General features: G+C 65.0%; 20 protein-coding genes. 17 read left to right on the top strand and 3 right to left on the bottom strand.

Going from position 1 to position 21,066, the window contains the following annotated elements:
- Nucleotides 1-154 precede the first annotated feature (154 nt).
- The gene (locus HNE04_RS13735) at nt 155-856 is read right to left on the bottom strand and encodes a TetR/AcrR family transcriptional regulator (RefSeq protein ID WP_172219809.1); all 702 of its coding nucleotides are present in this window, start codon (nt 854-856) and stop codon (nt 155-157) included.
- A 129-nt stretch (nt 857-985) separates the two neighbouring features.
- Here HNE04_RS13735 and HNE04_RS13730 point away from each other — a divergent pair, with 129 nt between their 5' ends.
- From HNE04_RS13730 to HNE04_RS13670, 13 genes are all read left to right on the top strand, one after another.
- A complete protein-coding gene (locus HNE04_RS13730) occupies nt 986-2,197 on the top strand; it encodes an acyl-CoA dehydrogenase family protein (protein ID WP_172219806.1) in 1,212 nt (403 codons plus the stop codon).
- The gene (locus tag HNE04_RS13725; RefSeq protein ID WP_172219803.1) at nt 2,194-3,264 is read left to right on the top strand and encodes an acyl-CoA dehydrogenase family protein; all 1,071 of its coding nucleotides are present in this window, start codon (nt 2,194-2,196) and stop codon (nt 3,262-3,264) included. The genes HNE04_RS13730 and HNE04_RS13725 overlap by 4 nt, the downstream gene beginning before the upstream one ends.
- Before the next feature lie 5 nt (nt 3,265-3,269).
- Nucleotides 3,270-4,064, top strand: a complete 795-nt coding sequence (locus tag HNE04_RS13720; protein WP_172219800.1) for an enoyl-CoA hydratase/isomerase family protein — start codon at nt 3,270-3,272, stop codon at nt 4,062-4,064.
- A gap of 30 nt (nt 4,065-4,094) precedes the next feature.
- Nucleotides 4,095-5,351 (top strand): ABC transporter substrate-binding protein, encoded by a 1,257-nt coding sequence (locus HNE04_RS13715; protein WP_172219797.1) that lies wholly within the window; start codon nt 4,095-4,097, stop codon nt 5,349-5,351.
- Between the two features lie 10 nt (nt 5,352-5,361).
- Nucleotides 5,362-6,246: a branched-chain amino acid ABC transporter permease gene (locus HNE04_RS13710; protein WP_172219794.1), complete on the top strand. Its 885-nt coding sequence runs from the start codon at nt 5,362-5,364 to the stop codon at nt 6,244-6,246.
- The gene (locus HNE04_RS13705) at nt 6,243-7,244 is read left to right on the top strand and encodes a branched-chain amino acid ABC transporter permease (RefSeq protein WP_207717566.1); all 1,002 of its coding nucleotides are present in this window, start codon (nt 6,243-6,245) and stop codon (nt 7,242-7,244) included. The genes HNE04_RS13710 and HNE04_RS13705 overlap by 4 nt, the downstream gene beginning before the upstream one ends.
- Nucleotides 7,241-8,014: an ABC transporter ATP-binding protein gene (locus HNE04_RS13700; RefSeq protein ID WP_172219789.1), complete on the top strand. Its 774-nt coding sequence runs from the start codon at nt 7,241-7,243 to the stop codon at nt 8,012-8,014. Before HNE04_RS13705 ends, HNE04_RS13700 begins: the two co-directional genes overlap by 4 nt.
- The gene (locus HNE04_RS13695; protein WP_172219788.1) at nt 8,007-8,711 is read left to right on the top strand and encodes an ABC transporter ATP-binding protein; all 705 of its coding nucleotides are present in this window, start codon (nt 8,007-8,009) and stop codon (nt 8,709-8,711) included. Before HNE04_RS13700 ends, HNE04_RS13695 begins: the two co-directional genes overlap by 8 nt.
- Complete coding sequence (locus tag HNE04_RS13690) at nt 8,708-10,375, top strand: AMP-binding protein (protein ID WP_207717565.1); 1,668 nt, start codon at nt 8,708-8,710, stop codon at nt 10,373-10,375. Before HNE04_RS13695 ends, HNE04_RS13690 begins: the two co-directional genes overlap by 4 nt.
- Before the next feature lie 79 nt (nt 10,376-10,454).
- Nucleotides 10,455-11,240, top strand: a complete 786-nt coding sequence (locus tag HNE04_RS13685) for a PGN_0703 family putative restriction endonuclease (RefSeq protein WP_172219786.1) — start codon at nt 10,455-10,457, stop codon at nt 11,238-11,240.
- Between the two features lie 179 nt (nt 11,241-11,419).
- Nucleotides 11,420-12,049 carry a hypothetical protein gene (locus HNE04_RS13680; RefSeq protein WP_235965001.1) on the top strand — a complete coding sequence of 210 codons (630 nt, stop codon included), beginning with the start codon at nt 11,420-11,422 and terminating at the stop codon, nt 12,047-12,049.
- A 540-nt stretch (nt 12,050-12,589) separates the two neighbouring features.
- The gene (locus tag HNE04_RS13675) at nt 12,590-13,315 is read left to right on the top strand and encodes a hypothetical protein (RefSeq protein ID WP_207717564.1); all 726 of its coding nucleotides are present in this window, start codon (nt 12,590-12,592) and stop codon (nt 13,313-13,315) included.
- Between the two features lie 8 nt (nt 13,316-13,323).
- Nucleotides 13,324-16,731: a TM0106 family RecB-like putative nuclease gene (locus HNE04_RS13670; protein ID WP_172219784.1), complete on the top strand. Its 3,408-nt coding sequence runs from the start codon at nt 13,324-13,326 to the stop codon at nt 16,729-16,731.
- Nucleotides 16,732-16,877: 146 nt separating this feature from the next.
- Here HNE04_RS13670 and HNE04_RS13665 read toward each other — a convergent pair whose 3' ends face one another.
- Nucleotides 16,878-17,366 (bottom strand): hypothetical protein, encoded by a 489-nt coding sequence (locus tag HNE04_RS13665; protein ID WP_172219782.1) that lies wholly within the window; start codon nt 17,364-17,366, stop codon nt 16,878-16,880.
- A gap of 169 nt (nt 17,367-17,535) precedes the next feature.
- Here HNE04_RS13665 and HNE04_RS13660 point away from each other — a divergent pair, with 169 nt between their 5' ends.
- On the top strand, nt 17,536-18,057 hold the full coding sequence (locus tag HNE04_RS13660; protein WP_172219780.1) for a hypothetical protein: 522 nt from the start codon (nt 17,536-17,538) through the stop codon (nt 18,055-18,057).
- Between the two features lie 41 nt (nt 18,058-18,098).
- Here HNE04_RS13660 and HNE04_RS13655 read toward each other — a convergent pair whose 3' ends face one another.
- Nucleotides 18,099-19,031, bottom strand: coding sequence for a metallophosphoesterase (locus HNE04_RS13655; RefSeq protein WP_172219777.1), 933 nt, complete (start codon nt 19,029-19,031; stop codon nt 18,099-18,101).
- Nucleotides 19,032-19,184: 153 nt separating this feature from the next.
- Here HNE04_RS13655 and HNE04_RS13650 point away from each other — a divergent pair, with 153 nt between their 5' ends.
- The 3 genes from HNE04_RS13650 to HNE04_RS13640 are packed head-to-tail and all read left to right on the top strand — an operon-like array spanning nt 19,185 to nt 21,054.
- The gene (locus HNE04_RS13650) at nt 19,185-19,481 is read left to right on the top strand and encodes a hypothetical protein (protein WP_172219775.1); all 297 of its coding nucleotides are present in this window, start codon (nt 19,185-19,187) and stop codon (nt 19,479-19,481) included.
- Nucleotides 19,478-20,050: a cyclin-dependent kinase inhibitor 3 family protein gene (locus HNE04_RS13645; RefSeq protein WP_172219772.1), complete on the top strand. Its 573-nt coding sequence runs from the start codon at nt 19,478-19,480 to the stop codon at nt 20,048-20,050. Before HNE04_RS13650 ends, HNE04_RS13645 begins: the two co-directional genes overlap by 4 nt.
- A complete protein-coding gene (locus HNE04_RS13640; protein ID WP_172219769.1) occupies nt 20,050-21,054 on the top strand; it encodes a hypothetical protein in 1,005 nt (334 codons plus the stop codon). Before HNE04_RS13645 ends, HNE04_RS13640 begins: the two co-directional genes overlap by 1 nt.
- Nucleotides 21,055-21,066 lie beyond the last annotated feature (12 nt).

Genomic DNA, 21,066 nt, shown 5'->3' with positions numbered 1-21,066 from the left:
TTGTTGTGGGGCACGGTGCAGAAGGACTTGGCCGGCCTGCTCGCCGAGCTTAATGCGATCGACTTGCCGGACTGAAGAAATGGGTCGCTGACAAACGCGAGACTGCGCGTCACATTTGACGGTGAAGTGAAGCTGCAGTAGCCGCGCGAATCGGTCAGTCGCCCAGCCCGCGTTCGATGAAGCGGCGGTAGGTCTTCAGGATGGCCAGCGGGATGTCCCGTCCCGGCGCATGGCTCGTCAGGTGGCTGCGGTACATGTAGTCGCGCGCCGCCACCAGGAACTGGGCCACGGTGGGCAACTCTGCAACGCCGTAAGCGCGCAGTCCGCCGCCCGCCTTTACGCGCTTGAGGAAGCGGATATAGCGGCTCGTCACCTCCTCGTGATGGCGTGCCCAGGCCGTGGGCGCCTCGACCTCGGCCTCGTTCAGCACGCGCCAGAACCAGGGGTTGTCCGACAGGTATTCGAACACCGCCTTCAGGCCGGCGACTTCCATCTCAAGAAATTCGTGCTCCTCGGCCATGCGGGCGCGCACCTGCTCCAGCATTTGCAAGCCGAAGTGCGGCAGCAGCTCGTCGAACAACGCCTGCCGCGAGGGAAAGTAGAGGTAGAAGGTGCCCTGCGCCAGCCCGGCCGCGGTGGTGATCCTCTGCACCGAGGCATCGCGATAGCCGCTTTCCCCCACGACGAGCGCGGCCGACAACAGCAGGTCGTCGCGGGTTTGCGCCGCGCGCTGGGCCCGGGCCTGCACCGCCGCGTCGGAGAGCTTGCGCGGCTGGCGCTCGCGCAGGGCGGGCGATTCGGGCGCGGCCGCAACCCGCCCCGGCTGGGCGCGCTCACGGGAACTGTCGCTTCTCATCCATGCCATCCTTTCACACTCGAGCTTGCAGTCTAGCCCGCACCTGCTCCGCGTTTTCCCTAGCTATGGGAGACTGGCTGTGCGTCAATAATGAGTTATGAACCACCGTTCATTTTACAAGACCCCCCGATGGATGCGCTGACACCGCCGGCGAATGCGGGTGCCGGCGGCGACCCGGAAGGCATGCTGTTCCGCGCCGAGGTGCGCCACTGGTGCGAGCGCGAACTGCCGGCCCGTGTGCGCGCGAAAGTGCAGGCCAACCTCTTCCTCGAGAAGGAGGATTATCTCGCCTTCCTGCACGCCCTGGTGCCCAAAGGCTGGGTGGCCGGCCATTGGCCGCGTGAGCACGGCGGCCGCGGCTGGACGCCTCTGCAGCGGTTCATTTTCGAGGAAGAATCGGCCGCGTGCGGCGCGCCGTGGCTGATCCCGTTCGGCATCAGCTACGTCGGCCCGGTCATTCATACCTTCGGCTCGCGGTGGCAAAAGGAACGCTTCCTGCCGCCCATCCTGGCTAGCGCCGAATGGTGGGCGCAGGGCTACTCGGAACCCGGTGCGGGCTCCGACCTCGCCGCCCTCACGACGCGGGCGGTGCGCGAGGGCGACGAGTACGTCGTCACCGGCCAGAAGATCTGGACCAGTTACGCGCAGTGGGCTGACTGGATGTTCTGCCTGGTGCGCACCAGCGACGAGGGCCGCCGGCAGGCGGGTATCTCCTTCCTCCTGATCGACATGAAGACGCCCGGCATCACGGTGCGGCCGATCCGGACGATGGATGGCTGCCACCACGTCAACGAGGTTTTCCTCGACGAGGTGCGGGTCCCGGCCTGCAACCTGGTCGGCGAGGAGGGCAGCGGTTGGGGCTATGCGAAATTCCTGCTGTCGAACGAGCGGGTCATCGCCGCCGAGACGGGCCGCTCGATGCGCCAGCTCGCGCACCTGAGGAGCCTGGTCGCGGCCGATCCCCAGCGCGCGGACCGGGACGATTTCCAGCGCCGCCTGGCGGAGCTCGAGTTGCGCCTACATGCGCTGCGCGCCTTCTGCCTGCAGACGGCTCAGGCGATGGACCCGCAAGCCGCGCCCGGGGCCGAGGCGTCCATCATGAAGATCCGGGGTTCCGAGCTGCAGCAGGCGATCGCCGAAACCACGATGGAATGGCTGGGAGCGCACGGCACGGTGTACGACCCGGCCCTGGTGCACCTGGACCGGCCGGCCAGTGCCACCGGGCCCGAACTGGGACCGGGCCTCGTGCGCGACTACCTGCATGGGCGGGCGGCCACCATCTATGGCGGCGCCAACGAGATCCAGCGCAACGTGATTGCCAAGATGGAGCTGGGGCTGTGAAAGCGCTCGCCGCCATGGACGAGATCGACCAGGCCCTGGCCGACGCCGCCGAGCGCTTCGGCCGCGAGCGCTACGCGCCGGCGGACCGGCATCGCCTGAGCGCGCAGCAAGCACGCTTCGATGCATCCCGCTGGCGCGACATGGCCGGCCTGGGATGGCTGGCCGTTGCCACGGCCGAAGAAGATGACGGCCTGGGTCTGCGTATCGGGGGCGTCGCTGTTCTCGCACGCGTCGCCGGCGCCTGTGGCATCAACGAGCCTCTGGTCTCGACGGGTTGCATTGCAGCCGACGTGATCCGGCTTCATGCCGGCGCCGCGCAGCGCGCCCGATGGATTCCGGAGCTGCTGGCAGGGCGCCTGCGCATCGCCTGTGCTTTCGCCGATGGCGCTTGGCCGGTCCGGGTCGATGGCGCCGGCTTGGTCGGCGGGCGCGACGTCGTGCTCGATGCCGACCTGGCCGACCTGCTACTGGTGGAAGTGCTGGACGGCGGCCGCAGGCAGTGGTTCGCCGTCCGCCCCGAGGCGGCGGGCGTCAAGCTCAAGCCCTATCCCCTGATGGACGGACGCGCCGCCGCGACTTTGGAATTCGAGGGTTGCGAGGCGGAGCCGCTGCCGGTCGAGGGCGGCACGCACAGCGCGTTGCTGGCGGCCCTGGCCGCGTCGGCCGATGCCGTGGGGGCGATGGAGACCGCCTTCGCGCTGACGCTGGAACACGTGAAGACGCGCCAGCAGTTCGGCGTGCCGCTGGGCAGCCACCAGGTCGTGGTGCACCGCACGGTGGACATGTACATACGCCTGCAGGAATCGCGCGCGGTGCTGGCCCAGGCAGTGCGCGCGCTGCAGGGCGACCCGCAGGGCCGCGCCGGCGAGGTCCACGCGGCCAAGGCCTTCATCGGGCCGCAGGCCCGGCTGCTGGCCCAGGAGGCGGTGCAGCTGCACGGCGGCATCGGCATCACCGAGGAGTGCGGTGCCAGCCACTGCCTGCGGCGGGCCGTGGTCGATGAACAACTCTACGGCAGCCCGCGCGAGCACTTGCGGCGGTTCGTGGACAGCCCGGTGGGGAGGTGACGCAGATGGATTTCGATAGCTACCAATGCCTGAGGTTCAGCCGTGACGGACGCGTGCTGACCATCGCCTTGCACCGCCCGGAACAGCGCAATGCGGTGAACGGCCGCCTGCACACCGAGCTCTCGCGCGTCTTCACCGACGCGCAGCGCGACCCGGACTCCGATGTCGTCGTGCTGACCGGCAGCGGCGCGGCGTTTTGCGCCGGCGGCGACATCGACTGGATGCAGTCGCATGTGGACGACCCCGACGAGTTCGACCGGATGGCGCGCGAAGGCAAGGACATCGTCTTCACCCAGCTCGACCTGGAAAAGCCGCTGATCTGCAAGATGAACGGGCATGCCACCGGCCTGGGCGCCACGCTGGCGCTGCTGAGCGACATCGTCGTCGCCTCCGACGAAGCGAAGATCGGCGATCCGCATGTGAGCGTGGGCTTGGTGGCCGGCGACGGCGGCGCGCTGATCTGGCCGCAGCTCGTCGGCTACGCCAAGGCGCGCAAGTACCTGTTCACCGGCGAGCTGCTGACGGCCGCCGAGGCGGAGCGCATCGGTCTCATCACCGACGTGGTGCCGCTTGCGCAGCTCGACGAGCAGGTGCAGGCGCTGGCGCAGCGCATCGCCGGCGGCGCCACCAAGGCGATCCGCTGGACCAAGATCACCAGCAACCTGCCGCTGCGCGCGCTCTTCCACGCGCACTTCGACGCGGGCCTCGCCTACGAGTGCCTGTCCAACCGCAGTGCCGACCACGCGGAGGCCGTGAAGGCCTTCCGTGAGCGGCGCAAGCCCCAGTTCACCGGCCGCTGAAACCCACCCATCGACACCCAGGAGAGCTCCATGCGTCAACATCCCACCCGCAGGCACGTGCTTCAATTCGGCGCCGCCGCCGCTTCCAGCCTCGCGCTGCCGAACCTCGCGCGGGCCCAGGGCGGGCCGCTGCGCATCGGCCTGATCACCCCCTTGTCGGGGCCGCAGGAATTCATCGGCACCTACGTCAAGAACGGCGCCGAGGTGGCCATGAGCCAGATCAACAAGGCCGGCGGCATCCTGGGCCGCCAGGTAGCGCTCGAAATCCGCGACGACAAGGCCAACCCGGCGGCCGCGCTGGCCGCCGCCCGCGAGCTGCTGGGCGCCGGCGTCAACCTGCATCTCGGCGGCATCTCCAGCGCCGTGGTGCTGGCCCTCGCCCCCGTGATGCAGCAGGAGAAGGGCGTGCATCTCACCTGCGGCGCCGGAACCGAGAAGTTGAACCACGAGGCGTACTCGGAGAACATGTTCCGGCCGGGCGACAGCCCCGATGCGCGCGGCCGGGCGCAAGCCAAGCTGATGGCGGAGAAGTACCCGAACGTGACGCGCTGGACCGGGCTGGTTCCGGACCACGAGTACGGCCGCACCGTGTGGAGCATCTTCGTCGACGGGCTGCTCGAGTTCTACCCGGCCATCGCCAAGAAAAAGCCGGAAATCATCGATCCGGTGCTGATGCCCTACGGCGTGTCGGACTACCGCAACGGCATCACCGCCGCCCTGCGCGTGCAGGCCGACGGCTGTTTCAATGCCACCTATGGCGGCGACGCGATCACGATGTTCCAGCAGGCGCGCGGCTTCGGGCTGATGCAGCGCTACAAGGTGGTGTGCGACTCGGCCAACGAGTTCCTGGTGGCGCGCGGCATGAAGCAGCAGTTGCCGCCGCAGTGGACCGGCATGCATTACTACTCGACGGCCAACAAGGGCAACGCCATGAGCGACCGCTTCGTCGCCGACTACCTGGCCATGTTCAAGGACCCCGAGCCGCTCGGCTGGGCGGCCGAGGCGCATTCGGCGCTGTACGCGCTGGCCCGCTCCATCGAGAAAGGCAAGTCGGTGGAAACGCCGTCGGTGATCGCCAACCTCAAGGGCCTGACCTGGGACACGGTGACCGGGCCGCGCCATATGCGCCGCGAGGACAACCAGGCCGTGAAGGACGTCGAACTGGTCTACATCGAGCCGGCCAACACCGAAAAAGGCTACGCCGTGGCGCAATACATCAAGGTCGATGGCCGCACCTCGATCCTGCCGCCGGCGCCCGGCCAGAAGCTGAAGCTGCGAACCGCCTGACCGCCGCGCAATGGGTCCCGCCGACATCCTGACATTGCTGGTCAACAGCCTGACCTGGGCCATGGCCACGTTCCTGGTGGCCGCGGGCCTGACGTTGCTGTTCGGCACCCTGCACATCCTCAACTTCTCGCATGGCGGGTTCTTCATGATCGGGGCGTATGCGGCCTACTCGCTGGCGCAGGCTTTGGGCAGCAGCGGTTCGATGGCGGTGTACCTGTTCGGTTCGCTCGTCGCGGGCCTCGCCGTCGCGTTGCTGGGGCTGGTGGTCGATCGGCTGGTGCTGCGCCGGCTGGCGGGGGTCGAGGATGCCTACGTGCTGATCGCCACCTATGCGCTGCTGCTGGTCTGCGAGGGCGCCACCAAGCTGGTGTGGGGCCTGAAGTACCACAGCGTCACGCCGCCGCAATCGTTGGACGGCGCCTGGATGCTGGGGCAGGCGGTGGTGCCGCGCCTCTCGCTCTTCATCATCGCCGCGGGCTTCGTTACTTACATCGCGCTCGAGTTGTTCCTGAACCGCACCAAGGGCGGCCGGCTCGTCAAGGCGATCGCGGCGGACCCGTGGATGGCCCGGCTGCTGGGCGTCAACGTGCGCCTGGTGTACACGCTGACCGTGGCGCTGGGCTTTGGCCTGGCCGGGCTGGCGGGCGGGCTGCTGCTGGCGAACCAGGCGCTGTCGCCCTCGCTCGCCAGCGGCTTCGTCATCTATGCCTTCGGCGTGATCATCGTCGGCGGCATGGGCAGCATCAGCGGCGCCTTCATCGGCTCCATTCTGCTGGGCCTCATCGACGCCGCCGGCCAATGGGTGTTGCCCGGCTTGCCCGGTTTGCCGTTCTTCGCGGCGCTGACGCTGATCCTGCTGCTGCGGCCGCAGGGCCTGATGGGGAGACGCCAGTGAGAATCACGGCATTCGCCGGTGCCGGGCTGCGGCGCGACCTGCTCGTGCTGCTCGCGCTGGCGCTGCTCGGGCTGTTGCTGCCGGCGGCCCTGAACCGCGGGCTGATCTTCATTGCCGGCATGGTCTGGATCAACGCTGTGTTCGGCCTGAGCTTCAACCTGCTGTTCGGCCTGTCGGGTGTGCTCAGTTTCGGCCAGGCGATGTTCTTCGCGGCCGGCGCCTATGGCGCGGCCGTGCTGACGCAGCAATGGAATCTGCCGCTGCTGGTGGCGCTGCCGCTCGCCGGCCTGGCCGGCGCGGCCATCGCCGCGATCGTCGGCGCCGTCGCCCTGCGCCGCAGCGAAGGCGTGTACTTCGCCATCCTCACCTTGTCGTTCGCCGAACTGCTGCATCTGCTGATCTCGAACACCGGGTGGCTGGGCCGCAACGACGGGCTGAGCGGCCTGCCGCGGCCGGCGCTCGCGCTCGGCCCAATGCGCATCGACCTGGCGGCCGGGGATAACTTCTACTACTTCATCGTCGCCGTCTGCGTGCTCCTGATCGCGCTGATCCGCTGGGTGATCGCGACGCCGTTCGGCCGGGCGCTGCAAGGTCTGAAGCAGGACCCCGAGCGCGCCGAGTTCCTGGGGATCCCGGTACGGCTGCACCGGTGGACGGTCTTCGTCTTCGCCGGATTCACCACCGCCATGGCCGGCGCCCTGGTCGCGCCCTGGGCGCAGATCGTCACGCCCGAGCTGGCCCACTGGTCCAACTCCACCAACCCGATCCTGTTCACGCTGCTGGGCGGCAGCGCCTACTTCTGGGGGCCCGTGCTCGGCGCGGTCATGCTGTCCGCGGTGTTCTATGCCACCCGCACCCTGGTGGGCATCTCCGACCTGGTCACCGGCCTGCTGCTCTTGGGCGTGGTCCTGGCGCTGCCCGGCGGCGTGCTGGAGCTGGTCTCGCGCCTCTGGCGCCGCCGCCCGGCACCTTCCGCGCTCGCGGAGTCCAAGCCATGAGCGCGAACGCGACGCTGCTGTCCGGCACGGGGCTGTTCAAGGCCTACGGAAAGATCGACGTGCTGCGGGGGGTGGACGTTACTGTGGGGCCCGATGAGGCCCATGTGGTGATCGGCCCCAACGGCGCCGGCAAAACCACGCTGTTCAAGGTGCTCACGGGGGAAGTGTCGACCAGCCGCGGCCGCATCGAATTCCAGGGCGAGGACGTCACGCGGCTGCCCGCGCACCAGCGGGTCCACCGCGGCTTTGGCCGGACCTTCCAGGTTGCCCGCGTGTTTGCCAAGCTCACCGTGCGGGACAACCTGCAGCTCGCCTGCGAGGCGAGATCGCGGCGCCGCAACCCGGTGGCCGGCTTGTCCGCCCAGAGCGCCGGTGCCATCGAGGACGAAATCACCGCGCTGCTGGCCGAGGCCGGCCTGCAACGGCAGGCGGACGCGATCGCGGGCACGCTCGCCTATGGCGACCGCAAGCGGCTGGAGCTCGCGATGGTGCTGGCCTTGCAGCCGGCGCTGCTGTTCCTGGACGAACCGACGGCCGGCATGTCGTCCGCCGAGCGCCGGTCGACCGTCGAGTTGTTGCGCGCCGTCCGGCAACGGCGGCGCCTGGCCATGCTGCTGACCGAGCACGACATGGACGTCGTGTTCGGCCTGGCCGATCGAATCTCGGTCTTGCATTACGGCGAGCTGATCGCATCGGGAACGCCCGAGCAGATTCGCGCCGACCCGCGCGTGCGCGAGGTCTATCTGGGCGACGAGGACAGCCATGCTTGAAGTGCGCGATCTGCATGCCCGCTATGGCGACAGCCACGCCCTGTTCGGCGTGAACCTGCGCGTGCGCGAGGGCGGCGGCGTGGCCCTGCTCGGGCGCAACGGCGCCGGCAAGTCCACCTTGATGAAGGCTGTGCTCGACGCGGGTCCTTTGTGCAAGGGGCAAATCACGCTGCGGGGGCGCGATCTGCAGGGGCTTGCCACCGAGGCCCGGGCGCGGCTGGGCCTGGCGCTGGTGCCGGAAGACCGGCGCATCTTCGTCAACCTCACGGTGCGGCAGAACCTGGAACTGGCGCAGCACGGCCAGGCCAGCGACCGGCCGGCTACTTCGGTCGAGGCAATGGGGCGGCTGTTTCCGCTGTTGCCGCCCTTGCTCGGGCGGCTCGGCTACCAGCTCTCCGGCGGCCAGCAGCAGCTGGTGGCGGTCGTGCGCGGCCTCATGGCGTCGCCCAGCGTGCTGCTGCTGGACGAACCGGCGGAGGGTCTGGCCCCCAAGCTCGCCATGGACCTGGCCGACGAAGTGCGCCGCGCGCGCCAGGAACTCGGGCTCACCGTGCTGCTGGCCGAACAGAACATCGCCTATGCCCGCCGCTGCACAGAGCATGTGTACCTGCTGGACAGCGGCAATCTCGTGTTCGAGGGCGACTGGGCCGCGTTCGATGCCCAGCCCGACCTCAAGACCCGCTATCTCGCCGTATGACCAGCACGCTGCGCCAGGACATCAGCGGCTATCCGGTGCGCTGGAACGAGGAGGATGCGCAGTGCTGGAAGCAAGGCGGCGAATGGGAAGACCGCACCGTGGCGCAACGCGCGTGCTCGCTCGCGGCGGCCACGCCCCAGGCGGTGACGCATGTCTGCGCCGGTGAACAGCTCACCGCCCGCCAGGCCTGGCAACGCTCCGGTCACCTCGCCGGGGCCCTCGCGGCACGCGGGTTTCAGGCGGGTGACGTGCTGGCGTTCCAGACCCCCAACTGGCTGGAAGCCGTACTCATCGATCTCGCGGCTTGCCGGCTGGGCCTCGTGCTGTGCCCCATCGTGCCGATCTACCGCGGCCGCGAAGTCGAACTGATCCTCTCCGACAGCCGCGCCAAGGGCATCTTCGTGGCCCGGCAATTCCGCGGCTTCGACTATCTGGAAATGCTGCGCGGCCTGCTGCCGGCGCTGCCGCATCTCAAGCACGTATGGACCGTGCAGGGCGAGGCCGGCTCACCCGGCGACCTGTCCGGGCTGCTGGCCGAGCGCGCGCCGGCGCCCGATGTGCAGGTGTCCCCGGATGCCGTCAAGCTCATCCTGTACACCTCCGGCACCACCGGCTATCCCAAGGCCGTGCTGCACAGTCACAACACGCTGGCCCGGTCGATGCGGCGCGCCAGCAGGCATTGGGGCATCCGCGCGGGCGACACCACGCTGATGCCTTCGCCCGTGACCCACGTCACCGGTTTCACCTTCGGCCTGGAGCTGCCGTTTCACGACGGCGTGCGCACCGTGCTGATGGACAAGTGGGATGCCGCGCAGGCCGCCGATCTCATCGAGCGCGAGGCCATCTCCCTCACGCTGTGCGCCACGCCCTTCCTGCAGGAACTGCTGGACCTGGCGCAGTCGCAGCGGCGCGGACTGCCCAGCCTGCGGGCGTTTCCCTGCGGCGGCGCGGCCGTGCCGCCCGAGTTGATCCGGCGCGTCCCGCGGGTGCTCGAGCGATGCCGCGCTTTCCGGGTGTACGGCTCGAGCGAGGCGCCCGTGATCACGCTGGGCTACCCGGGGGAGGGCGACGAGAAACTCGCGGCCGAGACCGACGGCGAGGTGGTCGACTACGAAGTCAAGCTGGTCACCGCCGCGGGCCAGCCGGCCGGCCCCCTGGAGGAAGGCGAGATCTGCGCGCGCGGCCCGGCGCTGTTCCTGGGCTACGCGCGCGAGTCCGACACGCGCGAGGCGTTCGACGAGGACGGCTTCTTTCATACCGGCGACGTCGGCTACCGCACGCCAGAAGGCGCGATCGTGTTCACCGGACGCATCAAGGACCTGATCAATCGCGGCGGCGAAAAGATCAGCGCCAAGGAAGTGGAAGACCTGTTGCACCAGCACCCGGGCGTGCTGCAGGCTGCCGTGGTCGCGATGCCGCACCCGCGGCTGGGCGAAACTGTGTGTGCCTACCTCGTCGTGCAGCCCGGCGCCGCCGTGACGCTCGAAGGCGTGTGCCAGACGCTGGCCGCGGCGCGGGTCGCGCGGCAAAAGCACCCGGAGCAGGTCATCGTCGTTCCCGAGTTTCCCAAGACTGCTTCGGGCAAGGTCAAGAAAGACCTGCTGCGGCAGGACGCCACGGCACGCTATGCCGCGTCGCTGGCCACAACAACAACGAGTGCCTGAACCCAGGAGGGCGTCCCAGGACATTTCAGGACGTTTGTCCCTTTTCAGTTCGTCGGTCGCCAACTACCGTGTTTGGTCTATGTCCGCGACGTCCCACGAACCGTTTCTCCTGCCCCATTTGAACCGGCAGGCCATTGTGCGAGCCTACGAGGCCGCCGCGGGCCAGGAAATCCAGTCCGGAAAGATGTCCAGCCCGGAATCCTCGTCGGCGCTGGTCGCCAATGCCTTTGGCTATTTTGTGGAGCCCGCCCGGACGCTGCCGCCGCTTCCCGGTCTTGAGGATCTCCCGTGGAAGGTGCAGAAAGTTTGCCTGGAGCACCAGGTCCGCTTTCCATGGGCGGGTGGGCGGCACCCTTGGCTGGACGTGTTCGCCGAAACTGAATCTCACCTGATCGGGATTGAGTCGAAGCGGTTCGAGCCGTTCCGCGGGCCGCATCTGCCGACGTTCTCCAAGGCATATTGGCGCGACGTCTGGGATGTTGGGATGGCGCCGTACCTCGCTCTGCGCGACGAACTCAAGGTGGCGGGCAAGAGCTACGCCGCCATCGATGCTGCGCAGCTCGTGAAGCATGCCTTGGCACTTTCGGCCGAGGCAAAGCGGCAGGGCAAGCCGGCCGTGCTCGTCTATCTCTATGCCGAGCCCTCGAACTGGCCCGATGGAGGCGCGATTGCTGCGACTGCGCTTCGTGCGCATTCGGAGGCTGTGGGTCGACTCGCGGGAGACCTCACGGGGGCTACTGTGAGGTTTCATGCCCTGACGTACGGGTCTCTTCTCAGGAGCTGGACTGCGGCACACGATCAGGAGCTGCGTTACCACGCGGCCGAAGTTGCTCGACTGTTCGGAATTCCGCTCGAGCGGCAATGAGGGCTCACAGCGTGAGCCCCAACCCTCGTCTTCGGGAGCGTAAACCACTGACTGAAAGATCAGTCCAGTGGGCTCAGTCCGTGAGCTTCGCCAGGCACACGATCTCGAAAAGAATTCGATGGCCTCTATGAATTTCTCATCCCCCTGATCATCGCGATCATGAAGGCGAAGTGATCCACATGTTTCAGTCGCATCCCAGCCAAATGCTCAAGGAGTTGTTTTCCGTTCGACCATTCCAAGGGGTCGAGCCAGAAAGAGCCGAGTTTCTTTTCGTCGGCTTGGATGCCAATTACTCGGCAGGCATTGAACGCTCTGAAGTGTTCCGAAGCGTCGTTGAGTATCACGAAAACGGTGCCGCCTTCTGGCGAACGAACGGTGTGCATCACCCGTTCCTGCTGCAGCAGTACAAAGGCGATGGCAAGAAATACCATCGCAACTTTGCTCGGATCGGCTTTACTCCTGCGCATGCGGACAGCGTAGGGTTCGTGGAGTTGCTGCGTGTCCCGACCGTCGGCAGAAGTCGGCTTACTCCGCAAGATTTGGATCCATCGCACCTTCAGAGAATCGACAAGGCAATACGCAGCGGTAGGGCTAAGTACACGTTTCTCTCTGCGGGCGTGGCCAAGCTCATGCAGCGAAGCGGAGCGTTTCCCTGGCTCGACACGAAGAACAAGCGCGGGGGCATTCTTCCCGTTCTCTACGCTAGTCATGGTCGATCCGTTCACTTGCACCTTCACTTCTCAAACTTTGGCAAGTTTCAAGCGCGGATGGACGCCGAGGCGAGAGCCATCGCTTCGTTGCTTCGCTGATGGTGGGTCAATCGGAGAAAGCTATGGATTGGTACAACGGCTATAGCCCGCAGGAACGCAATGCCATGGGGCGTGCCGCCTCGCCGGCCACTGCGAGAGAACCTCCGTGCGCAATGTGCGGTGACCCGAGTCCGCCGAAGATGCAGACTCACGCCGAAGACTATTCGGTGCCGTACCGCTGGCATGCGCCTGCTGCATACCCGGTGTGCACGCGGTGTCATAGCCGGCTGCACGCGAGGTTTGGTTCGCCGGCTCGCTGGCAATCTTTTCTCCAGTTCTTGAGGCGCGGGTGGTACGCCCGCGAAGTTCCTAGCGAGGAACTGAACCGCCACATTCTGTTGGGGGAAGCGTACCCGTGGCCAGATCTTTCTCATGGGCCTCCGTGCCGGAATGGTGAGCACGCGTGGTGGTGGGAGTCCTTAACAATGGACAAGGAGAGTCTTCGTTCACCGCAGGCTCGTGCAAAGCGGTAGCCGCCTGCTGATCTGAGGCAGTTCGTAGGATTAGCTTGAGTCACCAAGCGCGCAATCAAGGAGTGCTATGAGCGGAATTCTTTCGTACAGAAAGCTAGAAGACTTGGGCCGGGTCAGACTTTCCACGAATTTCTTTGTTCGGGACTTCCTGCACTCCGAAATCGCAGCGTGGAACGGGATGCAGAACGTACCAGACAATCCAGACGCGATGGTGGAGGTCGGCCGTAAGCTGTCCGCGGAATTGCTCGAGCCACTGCAAGCCTGTTTTGGGCGAATCCATATCAGGTCAGCATATCGTTCTCCGACTGTCAATGAGTTCGGCAACAAGAATGGCCTGAACTGTACAGCCAACGAAGCAAACAACGCGGCACATATCTGGGACTATCCCGACAAAGACGGAAAGCGCGGTGCGACCGCATGCATTGTCATTCCTTGGCTAGTTGATCGAATCGAACAGGGCGGCCGTTGGACCGAGATGGCGTGGTGGATCCACGATCACCTGCCCTACAGCTCGCTCTACTTCTTCCCGACACTCTTTGCGTTCAACATCAGTTGGCATGAGCAACCGAAACGCCGCATCGACAGCTATGCGGCTCCGAAGGGCTGCCTGACTCGGCTAGGCATGCCCAATCACACGGGATCGCACCAACAAGAGTACCTTGGATATCCAGAGTTGCCCGTGGCCTTGAGCTCTGCTCTTCTGCCGGCGGTACCCTCGTCACAATCGCCCATGAACCTGAGAGGTAGGACCAGCATCCAGGGCCGCAACGCAAGCGCGGCAACGAGCGACTAGGACCTCATATGCAGCGCGAGAACGGCCGAGTTCTGATCTCCGCCACGGACGTGGTCTCCTTCCTCGAGTGCGAATACCTCACGCGGCTTGATTGGCTGCATGCCCGCGGCGAGCTTGGCGGCGCCATGAGGATGGAGCAGGACGAATCCGCCGCATTGATTTCCCGGAAGGGCATCGAGCACGAGGTGGACTTCTTGCGCCAGCTCAGGTCGCAGGCTCTCAGTGTCGCCGAGATCCCGACCCTCGGGCGCACGAACGACCAGCGGGTCGACGATACGCGCGCGGCCATGGCGTCAGGCCCCGACGTCATTTACCAGGCGACCTTGCGACGGGGCCAGCTGTACGGCCATGCGGATTTTCTGTTCCGTGTCGACGGGCGCTCCTCCGAGCTCGGGGCGTGGCACTACGAGGTCGCGGACACCAAACTCGCGCGGTCCACCAAGGCGAAGTTTCTCGTGCAGCTGGCGTTCTACAGCGACTTGCTTGCCGCCGGGCAGGGTGCCCAGCCAAAGCGAATGCATGTGATCCTGGGCGACCGGACCCAGCGTTCCTTCATGTGCGCCGACTACATGCACTATTTCCGCGCGCTGCTCGCAAGGTACGAGGACCGCCTGCAGCTGCTGGAGCGCGCGGAGGCGCCCGAGGGCTATCCGATCCCTTGCAACCATTGCGACTTGTGCGGCTGGCGCGCGAAGTGCGACCAGAAGCGCCTCGACGACGATCACCTGTGCCAGGTGGCAGGCATCCGGCAAACTCAATGGAACAAGCTGCAGCTGGCGGGCGTCGCCACGATGGCCAAGCTGGCCGCCCTTCCTGAGGGCGCCATCGTGCCCAAGCTCAATCCCGAGACACTCGCCAAGTTGCGTTCCCAGGCGGCGCTGCAGGATGACGCCCGCCGCACGGGCGAGCGCCGGTTCCTCGTGCTTCCGCTGGATCCGGATGGACGTCGCGGTTTCTTCCGCATGCCGGTGCCCGACCCTGGCGACATGTTCTTTGACATGGAAGGGGATCCCTTGGAGCCGGGCGGGCTCGAATACCTGTTCGGGGTCGGGTACTTCGATGGCGGATGGCAGTTCCGCGCTTTCTGGGGGCATTCGCGCGCCGAAGAGCGGGTGGCTTTCGAACAGTTCATGGATTTCGTGGTCCGCCGGCGGCGCGAACATCCTGGAGGTCACATCTATCACTATGCGAGCTACGAGGAAACGGCGCTGAAGCGGCTGGCCAGCCTGCACGCCACTCGCGAAGTGGAAGTCGACAACCTGCTGCGAGAGGGGGCGCTCGTCGACCTCTACAAGGTGGTGAGGGAAGCCATCCGCATTTCCGAGCCCAGCTACTCCATTAAGTACGTTGAGCATTTCTACCGCCCGGCGCGCGAAGGCGACGTGCAGAACGCGGGCGCGAGCATTGTCTTCTACGAGAGGTGGCGGGAGACGTCGGATCCGCGGTTGCTGGCCGACATTGAGGCCTACAACCGCGACGACGTCGAATCCACCCGGCAGCTGCGGGAATGGCTGCTGACGCATCGGCCAGCTGGAGTCGCCTGGAAGCCTCGCGTCGCGGTGGACGTCGGAGATGCATCTCCCGAAGGCAAGACGTCCAAGGCCGGGGAAGCCGAAGAGCGGCTCATTCCTTACCGGCAACAGCTGCTGGACGAGTTGCCTGCAGACGACTCGGCGCGGACCGTGGCGGATCGAGCATCGGAGCTCACGTACCAGCTCCTCGACTTCCATCGCCGCGCGGACAAGCCCGCGTGGTGGGCCTTGTACGCGCGCAGGGACATGACCGAAGACGAACTCCTGGAAGACCCGGAGTGTCTTGGCGGCCTGACGCTCCTTCGGCCACCCGAACAGGAAAACAGGTCGCTGGTGTACACGTACTTGGCGCCAGATCAAGAAACCAAGCTAGCGACAGGCGACGGATGTACGCGGGCAGACACCGGGCAAGGCTTGGGGACGCTTACTTTCGATGAATCCTCGAGGCAGGTGAGATTGAAGATCGGGCCCCGACATGATCCGCTTCCAGATCGGCTCAGCATCGGCCCCGCCCCGCCGATCCCGTGCGACCCGCTCGTGAACGCCCTTTACCGCTTCGCGGACAGCCAGCTTGCGGGCGACGGAAAGTATCTCGCGCTGAAGCGTTATCTCTTGCGCGAGGCGCCGCGGCTGTCGGGACGGCCTAAGGGGCAACTAATCATCGCGGACGGCGCCGATTTGCTTGAGAGGAGTTTGGCCGCCGTCCAGGCGATGGACCATACGTGTCTCTACGTCCAAGGGCCTCCCGGCTCCGGGAAGACCTACACCGGCTCCCGCATGATCGCGCACCTGTTGGCGCGAGGTTGGCGAGTCGGCGTCATGTCAAACAGCCACAAGGCGATCAATCACCTCTTGGCCGGCGTCATGAAAGTCCTGGCCGAGAACGGACAGAACGTGCCGGCCGTCAAGAAGGCATCGGCGACCAATCCGGATTCGGAGTTCGTTGATCCGGTCGGCGGCGTGGCGAACGTTCAGTCGAACAAGGACGTGTGGGCTTCGGGTGCCCGGCTGGTGGCAGGCACGGCATGGCTGTTCGCGGATGCGGCCGCAGACCAGAAGTTCGACGCGCTTTTCGTCGATGAAGCCGGCCAAGTGGCCTTGGCAAACTTGATCGCCGCCGGAACATGCGCGCGGAACATCGTGCTGCTCGGCGATCAAATGCAGCTCAGCCAACCCGTGCAAGGCGTACACCCGGGGCGCTCCGGCGACTCCGCGCTGGACTATCTGCTCGACGGTGAGGCCACTATCGCGCCGGATCGCGGCATCTTTCTCAAGACAAGCTGGCGAATGCATCCTCTGGTGTGTCGCTTCATCTCGGACGCGGTCTACGACGGCCGTTTGGAGGCGGAAAGCCGGAACGCGCGAAGGATGCTCCTGCTGCACGAGCGCGCCCACCCCGACCTTCGACCGGCCGGCATCGTGCACGTGCCTGTGAAGCACGAGGGCTGCTCCCAAGGATGTGAGGCCGAGGCTGCGGTGGTTGCGGCCATCTACACAAGCGCACTGGAGCAGCGCTACACCGACGAAGACGGCGTCGAACACGCGATGACGCCCGACAACATCCTCGTCATGGCGCCGTACAACGTGCAGGTGAATCTTCTGAAAAGGACATTGCCACCGGGCGCCCGCGTGGGCACCGTCGACAAGTTTCAGGGGCAGGAGGCGGAACTCGTCATCGTGTCGATGACAACCTCGAGCGAGCAGGACTTGCCGCGGAACATCGAGTTCCTGTACAGCAGGAACCGCTTGAACGTCGCCATTTCGCGCGCCAAGTGCCAGGCGATCGTCCTCGCCAACCCGGCGCTCATGGCTATCAAATGCAAGACGCCGGAGCAGATGGCGCTGGTGAACCTGCTGTGTTGGGTGGCTGCGGTCGGATCGTGATCGATTCGCACCACGCAAGACGTCAACAGAGATGTCGGAGCAAGAGATGAGAAGCGCAATCATGGACAAGTGGTAGGTGCTACCCGATGTCCAAATGCCTTTGCGGGGGCGTTGATTCAATTGCACTCACGGGCAGACAATGGCTGTCATCTCAAGTCTTTCTTCAGTACAGGAGAACTTTTATGCAGCCGACAGATAAGCAGATCCTCGATCGAGCGTTGCGGGCGTTGCCGCGAGATGAGTTTCTCGCCTTTGCCAACAGCATTTTCGCAATAATCGGTGCGCAGATCTCCAGCGGCAAGAAGCTCAAGCCGGGGGAACTTGAAATTTTCAATAGACTTTACGAGTTGCTCCGTCGTCAAAGAGATCGGGATGCCCAGCCCGATTGACGCGCTGGCAGGCTGGCGTCTTCCAAACTTGGAATAGGGCGCTATGGGCATCCGCTGGGGTCTGAGGCGCCAAGCAACAGCAACCGCGGTAACACGGGCTACGGCGCGCGCGAGGAACGCTTGGCGCTTCCCGTCGCGGTCATCAGCGGTCACCTGCTCTATCTCCAGCTCCAATTCCTCGCGCTCATTGGCGGCTTCCCACAAGTGCCCCATGAGCATGTTTACATCGGCCAGGAAGCCACCCACGTGCCTTCGCTCCTGAAGCTAGTGCGCCGCCGGGACAAAACAGGGACGTTTCGACTATGGCAGGCTGGTGTACTTGGTGCCGAATGGTCTCCCAAACGTCAGGGGGCTGGATACACACTCTTCGCCACCGCTATCCAAAACAAAGCAACGCAACACATCAGAGGTCGACATGAAAGTCATCAGCGCCCTGCCAAAGAAGTCCGCAATGACCGATCTAGTCGGAGGCTCTCCCGCCCAAAAGGCATTGCGAACTGCAAAGTGGGCCAGAACCATGACCAAGTGGTTGATAAGCCACTCGAGCAAGGGGGGCGTGAAGTGGCAGGTTGTGAACTTCAACGGCAAGGCGGGACAAGAGTCGCGAGGAATCGTGGACATGATCGCCATCCGAAAGAATCACGCGGAATCAGCCGCCAATCGGTATCGAGGCGACCTTTTCGAGATCGTCCTCATTCAAGTCAAAGGTGGGGGGGCTAGGTTCCCTTCTCCGGAAGACATTGACAGGCTGGTCTGCGTCAAGGAACACCACCACGCTGACAAGGTTGTGTTGGCTGAGTGGAAGCGCGGCGAGAAGCTGTGCTGCTACCTGCTGCCCGACACGACGAACGCGGTTGCCGCGTCGGAGATCTTCGGCATGCCACCAAGCACCACGCGGCTCAAGGCGAAGGCGGCAGATGCGACAACAGCCGGCTAACCCCTGCTGAGTGTGCTGCCGCATCTCCCCGTGTGCAGGCATCAGCCTGTCCAGACGAGTCGATCGGGGGACAAAGGAGCACCATCATCCCATCGATAGGCCACTAGCGGGCCCCCCCTGGCTGCGCTGTAGTCCACGCAGACTGCCGAGGGGCTTTGCAGCGCCGGTTGGCCAGTCATCCAGTAGTGCCCGAAGAACACCGGCTTGACGTTGTCGTATGGTGAGCGCACATCCGCGGCGATCGGCGTATCGGGTAGTTGTTCTCGCAACTCCTCAGGCATCAGAGCCAGGGCCCGGTAGCTTGTGGCTTCGGTATCCCACCACCGGATCCGCACGTTGCTTCGAAGGTGACCGTCCTTGTCATGGAACCGTTGGCCATTGGGCAAGGCAACCTCCAACCCTTTGGTAAGACCTTCGACAGTGCGAAACTCCATCCGTCCTTCCCGGCTGGCGGCGATCATGAGCTGGCGAGTAAGTCCCAGGCCTAGCGTCAAGTGCGGCTTGAGTTCGCCCATATATCCGTCATGCCAGCAGGCGTGCACTACACGAAAGCCGGGCAAATCCAGCCACAGGGGCAGGGTAAGGAACCAGTCGACTATTTCCTCGTGCAAGTCCCCTCGGTCCTCGACTTCGGCCAAGAAGGCGGCGTGTTGCTCCCTATTCTTCCGACCCAAGGCTCCGCTACGTGGGCGCAGGAACTCGCCGTCACGATCAGGATCGCGCGTGTGCCAAGCAATGGCATTGAACTCATGATTGCCCATGACTGCCAGCGCACTACCGGTATCTGTCATGCGACGAACGGTCATCACACTGTCGAGCTGGCGGGGTCCCCGATCTATGAAATCTCCTACAAAGATGGCGGTGCGGTCCCTATGGCGATATGCCCCTTCGCGCTCGCGGTACCCGAGATGGTCCAGCAGGGCATGAAGCTTGTCTGCTTGACCGTGGATGTCGCCGATGATGTCGTAATCCATGTCGATTGCACTCGTCCATTTCTCACTGCAAAGCAATTATGGCAACGAAGCGGTCTTAGATCGCGGTTTCGAATTGGCCAGAGGTAACCCCGGCTCACGCAGTGAGCCCCTACCGGGTCAAACTCCGGACTTTTCCCTTTGATCAGGAGCCATATGGAAACCGTCTGCCGTCCTGGCGACCTCGCGGTCATCATTTACGCTCAAAACACCTCCAACCTTGGACTGATCGTCCGTGTGCGTCGCCGCGACAGCGGTCGCGGCAAACTCGCTTTGAAGGACGCAGGTCCCCTCTGGACTTGCGAATGCGCGCAGCCGATGATGTGGACAATGGATGACAAGGTCTTTCTTCGCAAGCGCGGCCCCGTGCCGGACAGCTATATGCGGCCGATCCGCGGCGATCGGCCACCCCTGCCGACGATCGTCGCTCGCGTGGCGCTCGAGACAGCATGACTGCTCGCACCAGCACTACGGATCCCCTGCGCATCGTCGAAATTGCCTGTGAACCGTGGGCGTCCGGCATCGTCGGGATCACCTTTTGTCCGGGGAAGCGCGGCGACAGCGTCTTCGGCTCGCCATGGCAGCGCGACCTCGACATCGACCTGGATGCGGTAACAGCCTGGGGTGCCGACGTGGCGCTAACGCTCGTAGAGCAGCACGAACTGCGCCTCCTCCAGGTTCCGACGCTAGGCGAAGGTTTTCGCAAGCGCGGCATTGACTGGTATCACCTGCCCATCGTCGACTTGAGCACGCCTGACCAAGCTTTTCATCGCCTGTGGCTATCGGCAGGGGCAGTGGCGGTGCGCTCATTGCGCAAGGGTAAGAAGGTCCTCGTGCATTGTCGGGGCGGCCGCGGGCGTGCCGGCACAGTGGCTGTGGCTTTGCTGATCGAGTTGGGGGAAAACCCGCAACGCGCGCTCCAGAAGGTTCGCGCTGCGCGGCCGGGCGCGGTGGAGACGGAAGGGCAGGAACGTTATCTGGCCACGTACACGCGATTGTTGGAGCCAAAGGAGGGCGGCTGATGGATTGGTTCAAGCGCATCACTGGCTTTGCCGAACTGCCGTATGAGGAGACCCAGCGAAAACTTTCGGTCGCGAAAGGCCGGCTGCTCTCGCAACATACAGACAGGACCTGGGCTGTAGGCCAACTGGAGACCCCGAGCCTCGCCGAACTGCGGCAGCGTGTGGATCAACTTCCCGTCCGCGCCGGGGGTAAGCTCCGGGTGAATTGTGTGCAGGCCGACGTTCGCCGCTTGCACGCGGACTCATCATCTCGCGGCGCCTTGTTTCAGGTCGCCTCGCAGTTCAACCTGCTGGAGATGGTCGGACCGAACGTCACGCCCGAGCACGGAGTGACTGGCTATGCAGGTGACCCCACCCAAGGCCCGGCCTGCGCAATCGCGGCCGGCGCCGGGACGATTTTTCGCAATTATCTGGCGGAAGTCGACGGCCAAGTCGGTCAGCGCGCCGGCCGGCAGATCGATTGCCTGAAGGATGTGGGTCGCGCCCTCGGGAACACCGACGGGTCGCTCTGGCAAATGAAGAATGGCTACGCCCTCTGCACGAAATCAGGGCTGGCGACTATCGACGCGAATTTGCGCGACATGACGCCCGGACAGCTTGACGAGCTGCGGGGGCTGCTGCGCGTTGGGCTGCACTGGAATGTGGAAGTGACGGATAAGGATGATCCGACGCAGCTCATCTCGCAGGTGTTCTGTTCGGCACTACCGGTCAACTACACGTCGGTGCCGCGGCCAAGGTGGCAGGGCTTCGCCACGCTGGTCCTTGAGGCGACCTACGAGGCCACGGTGCTCGCCGCTTTGCTCAATGCGCAGCAAGGCGGCTGCAGAACGGTCTACCTCACGCGCGTCGGGGGCGGCGTTTTCGGTAACGATCATCTGTGGATCAACGATGCGATCGAGCGATCAGTTCGCCTGGTCCGACACTTCGACCTCGACATCCGCCTCGTCAGCCATGGCGCCATCCCCCCGGACCTGCGAGCGCTGGCGGCAAAGCTCAGCGGCTAAGGGCTCCCCGGC

Origin of the sequence: Caenimonas soli (assembly GCF_013155545.1) — a bacterium.
Classification (GTDB): domain Bacteria; phylum Pseudomonadota; class Gammaproteobacteria; order Burkholderiales; family Burkholderiaceae_C; genus Ramlibacter; species Ramlibacter soli.
Note: the sequence above shows the minus strand (reverse complement) of the source record. Positions and strands in the feature narration are given on the sequence as shown.

Excerpts from the sequence above, each read along its gene's own strand:
- HNE04_RS13735 (WP_172219809.1), bottom strand. The coding sequence starts at position 856 with ATGAGAAGCGACAGTTCCCGTGAGCGCGCCCAGCCGGGGCGGGTTGCG.
- HNE04_RS13730 (WP_172219806.1), top strand. The coding sequence starts at position 986 with ATGGATGCGCTGACACCGCCGGCGAATGCGGGTGCCGGCGGCGACCCG.
- HNE04_RS13720 (WP_172219800.1), top strand. The coding sequence starts at position 3,270 with ATGGATTTCGATAGCTACCAATGCCTGAGGTTCAGCCGTGACGGACGC.
- HNE04_RS13715 (WP_172219797.1), top strand. The coding sequence starts at position 4,095 with ATGCGTCAACATCCCACCCGCAGGCACGTGCTTCAATTCGGCGCCGCC.
- HNE04_RS13710 (WP_172219794.1), top strand. The coding sequence starts at position 5,362 with ATGGGTCCCGCCGACATCCTGACATTGCTGGTCAACAGCCTGACCTGG.
- HNE04_RS13700 (WP_172219789.1), top strand. The coding sequence starts at position 7,241 with ATGAGCGCGAACGCGACGCTGCTGTCCGGCACGGGGCTGTTCAAGGCC.
- HNE04_RS13695 (WP_172219788.1), top strand. The coding sequence starts at position 8,007 with ATGCTTGAAGTGCGCGATCTGCATGCCCGCTATGGCGACAGCCACGCC.
- HNE04_RS13690 (WP_207717565.1), top strand. The coding sequence starts at position 8,708 with ATGACCAGCACGCTGCGCCAGGACATCAGCGGCTATCCGGTGCGCTGG.
- HNE04_RS13685 (WP_172219786.1), top strand. The coding sequence starts at position 10,455 with ATGTCCGCGACGTCCCACGAACCGTTTCTCCTGCCCCATTTGAACCGG.
- HNE04_RS13680 (WP_235965001.1), top strand. The coding sequence starts at position 11,420 with ATGTTTCAGTCGCATCCCAGCCAAATGCTCAAGGAGTTGTTTTCCGTT.
- HNE04_RS13675 (WP_207717564.1), top strand. The coding sequence starts at position 12,590 with ATGAGCGGAATTCTTTCGTACAGAAAGCTAGAAGACTTGGGCCGGGTC.
- HNE04_RS13670 (WP_172219784.1), top strand. The coding sequence starts at position 13,324 with ATGCAGCGCGAGAACGGCCGAGTTCTGATCTCCGCCACGGACGTGGTC.
- HNE04_RS13660 (WP_172219780.1), top strand. The coding sequence starts at position 17,536 with ATGAAAGTCATCAGCGCCCTGCCAAAGAAGTCCGCAATGACCGATCTA.
- HNE04_RS13655 (WP_172219777.1), bottom strand. The coding sequence starts at position 19,031 with ATGGATTACGACATCATCGGCGACATCCACGGTCAAGCAGACAAGCTT.
- HNE04_RS13650 (WP_172219775.1), top strand. The coding sequence starts at position 19,185 with ATGGAAACCGTCTGCCGTCCTGGCGACCTCGCGGTCATCATTTACGCT.
- HNE04_RS13645 (WP_172219772.1), top strand. The coding sequence starts at position 19,478 with ATGACTGCTCGCACCAGCACTACGGATCCCCTGCGCATCGTCGAAATT.
- HNE04_RS13640 (WP_172219769.1), top strand. The coding sequence starts at position 20,050 with ATGGATTGGTTCAAGCGCATCACTGGCTTTGCCGAACTGCCGTATGAG.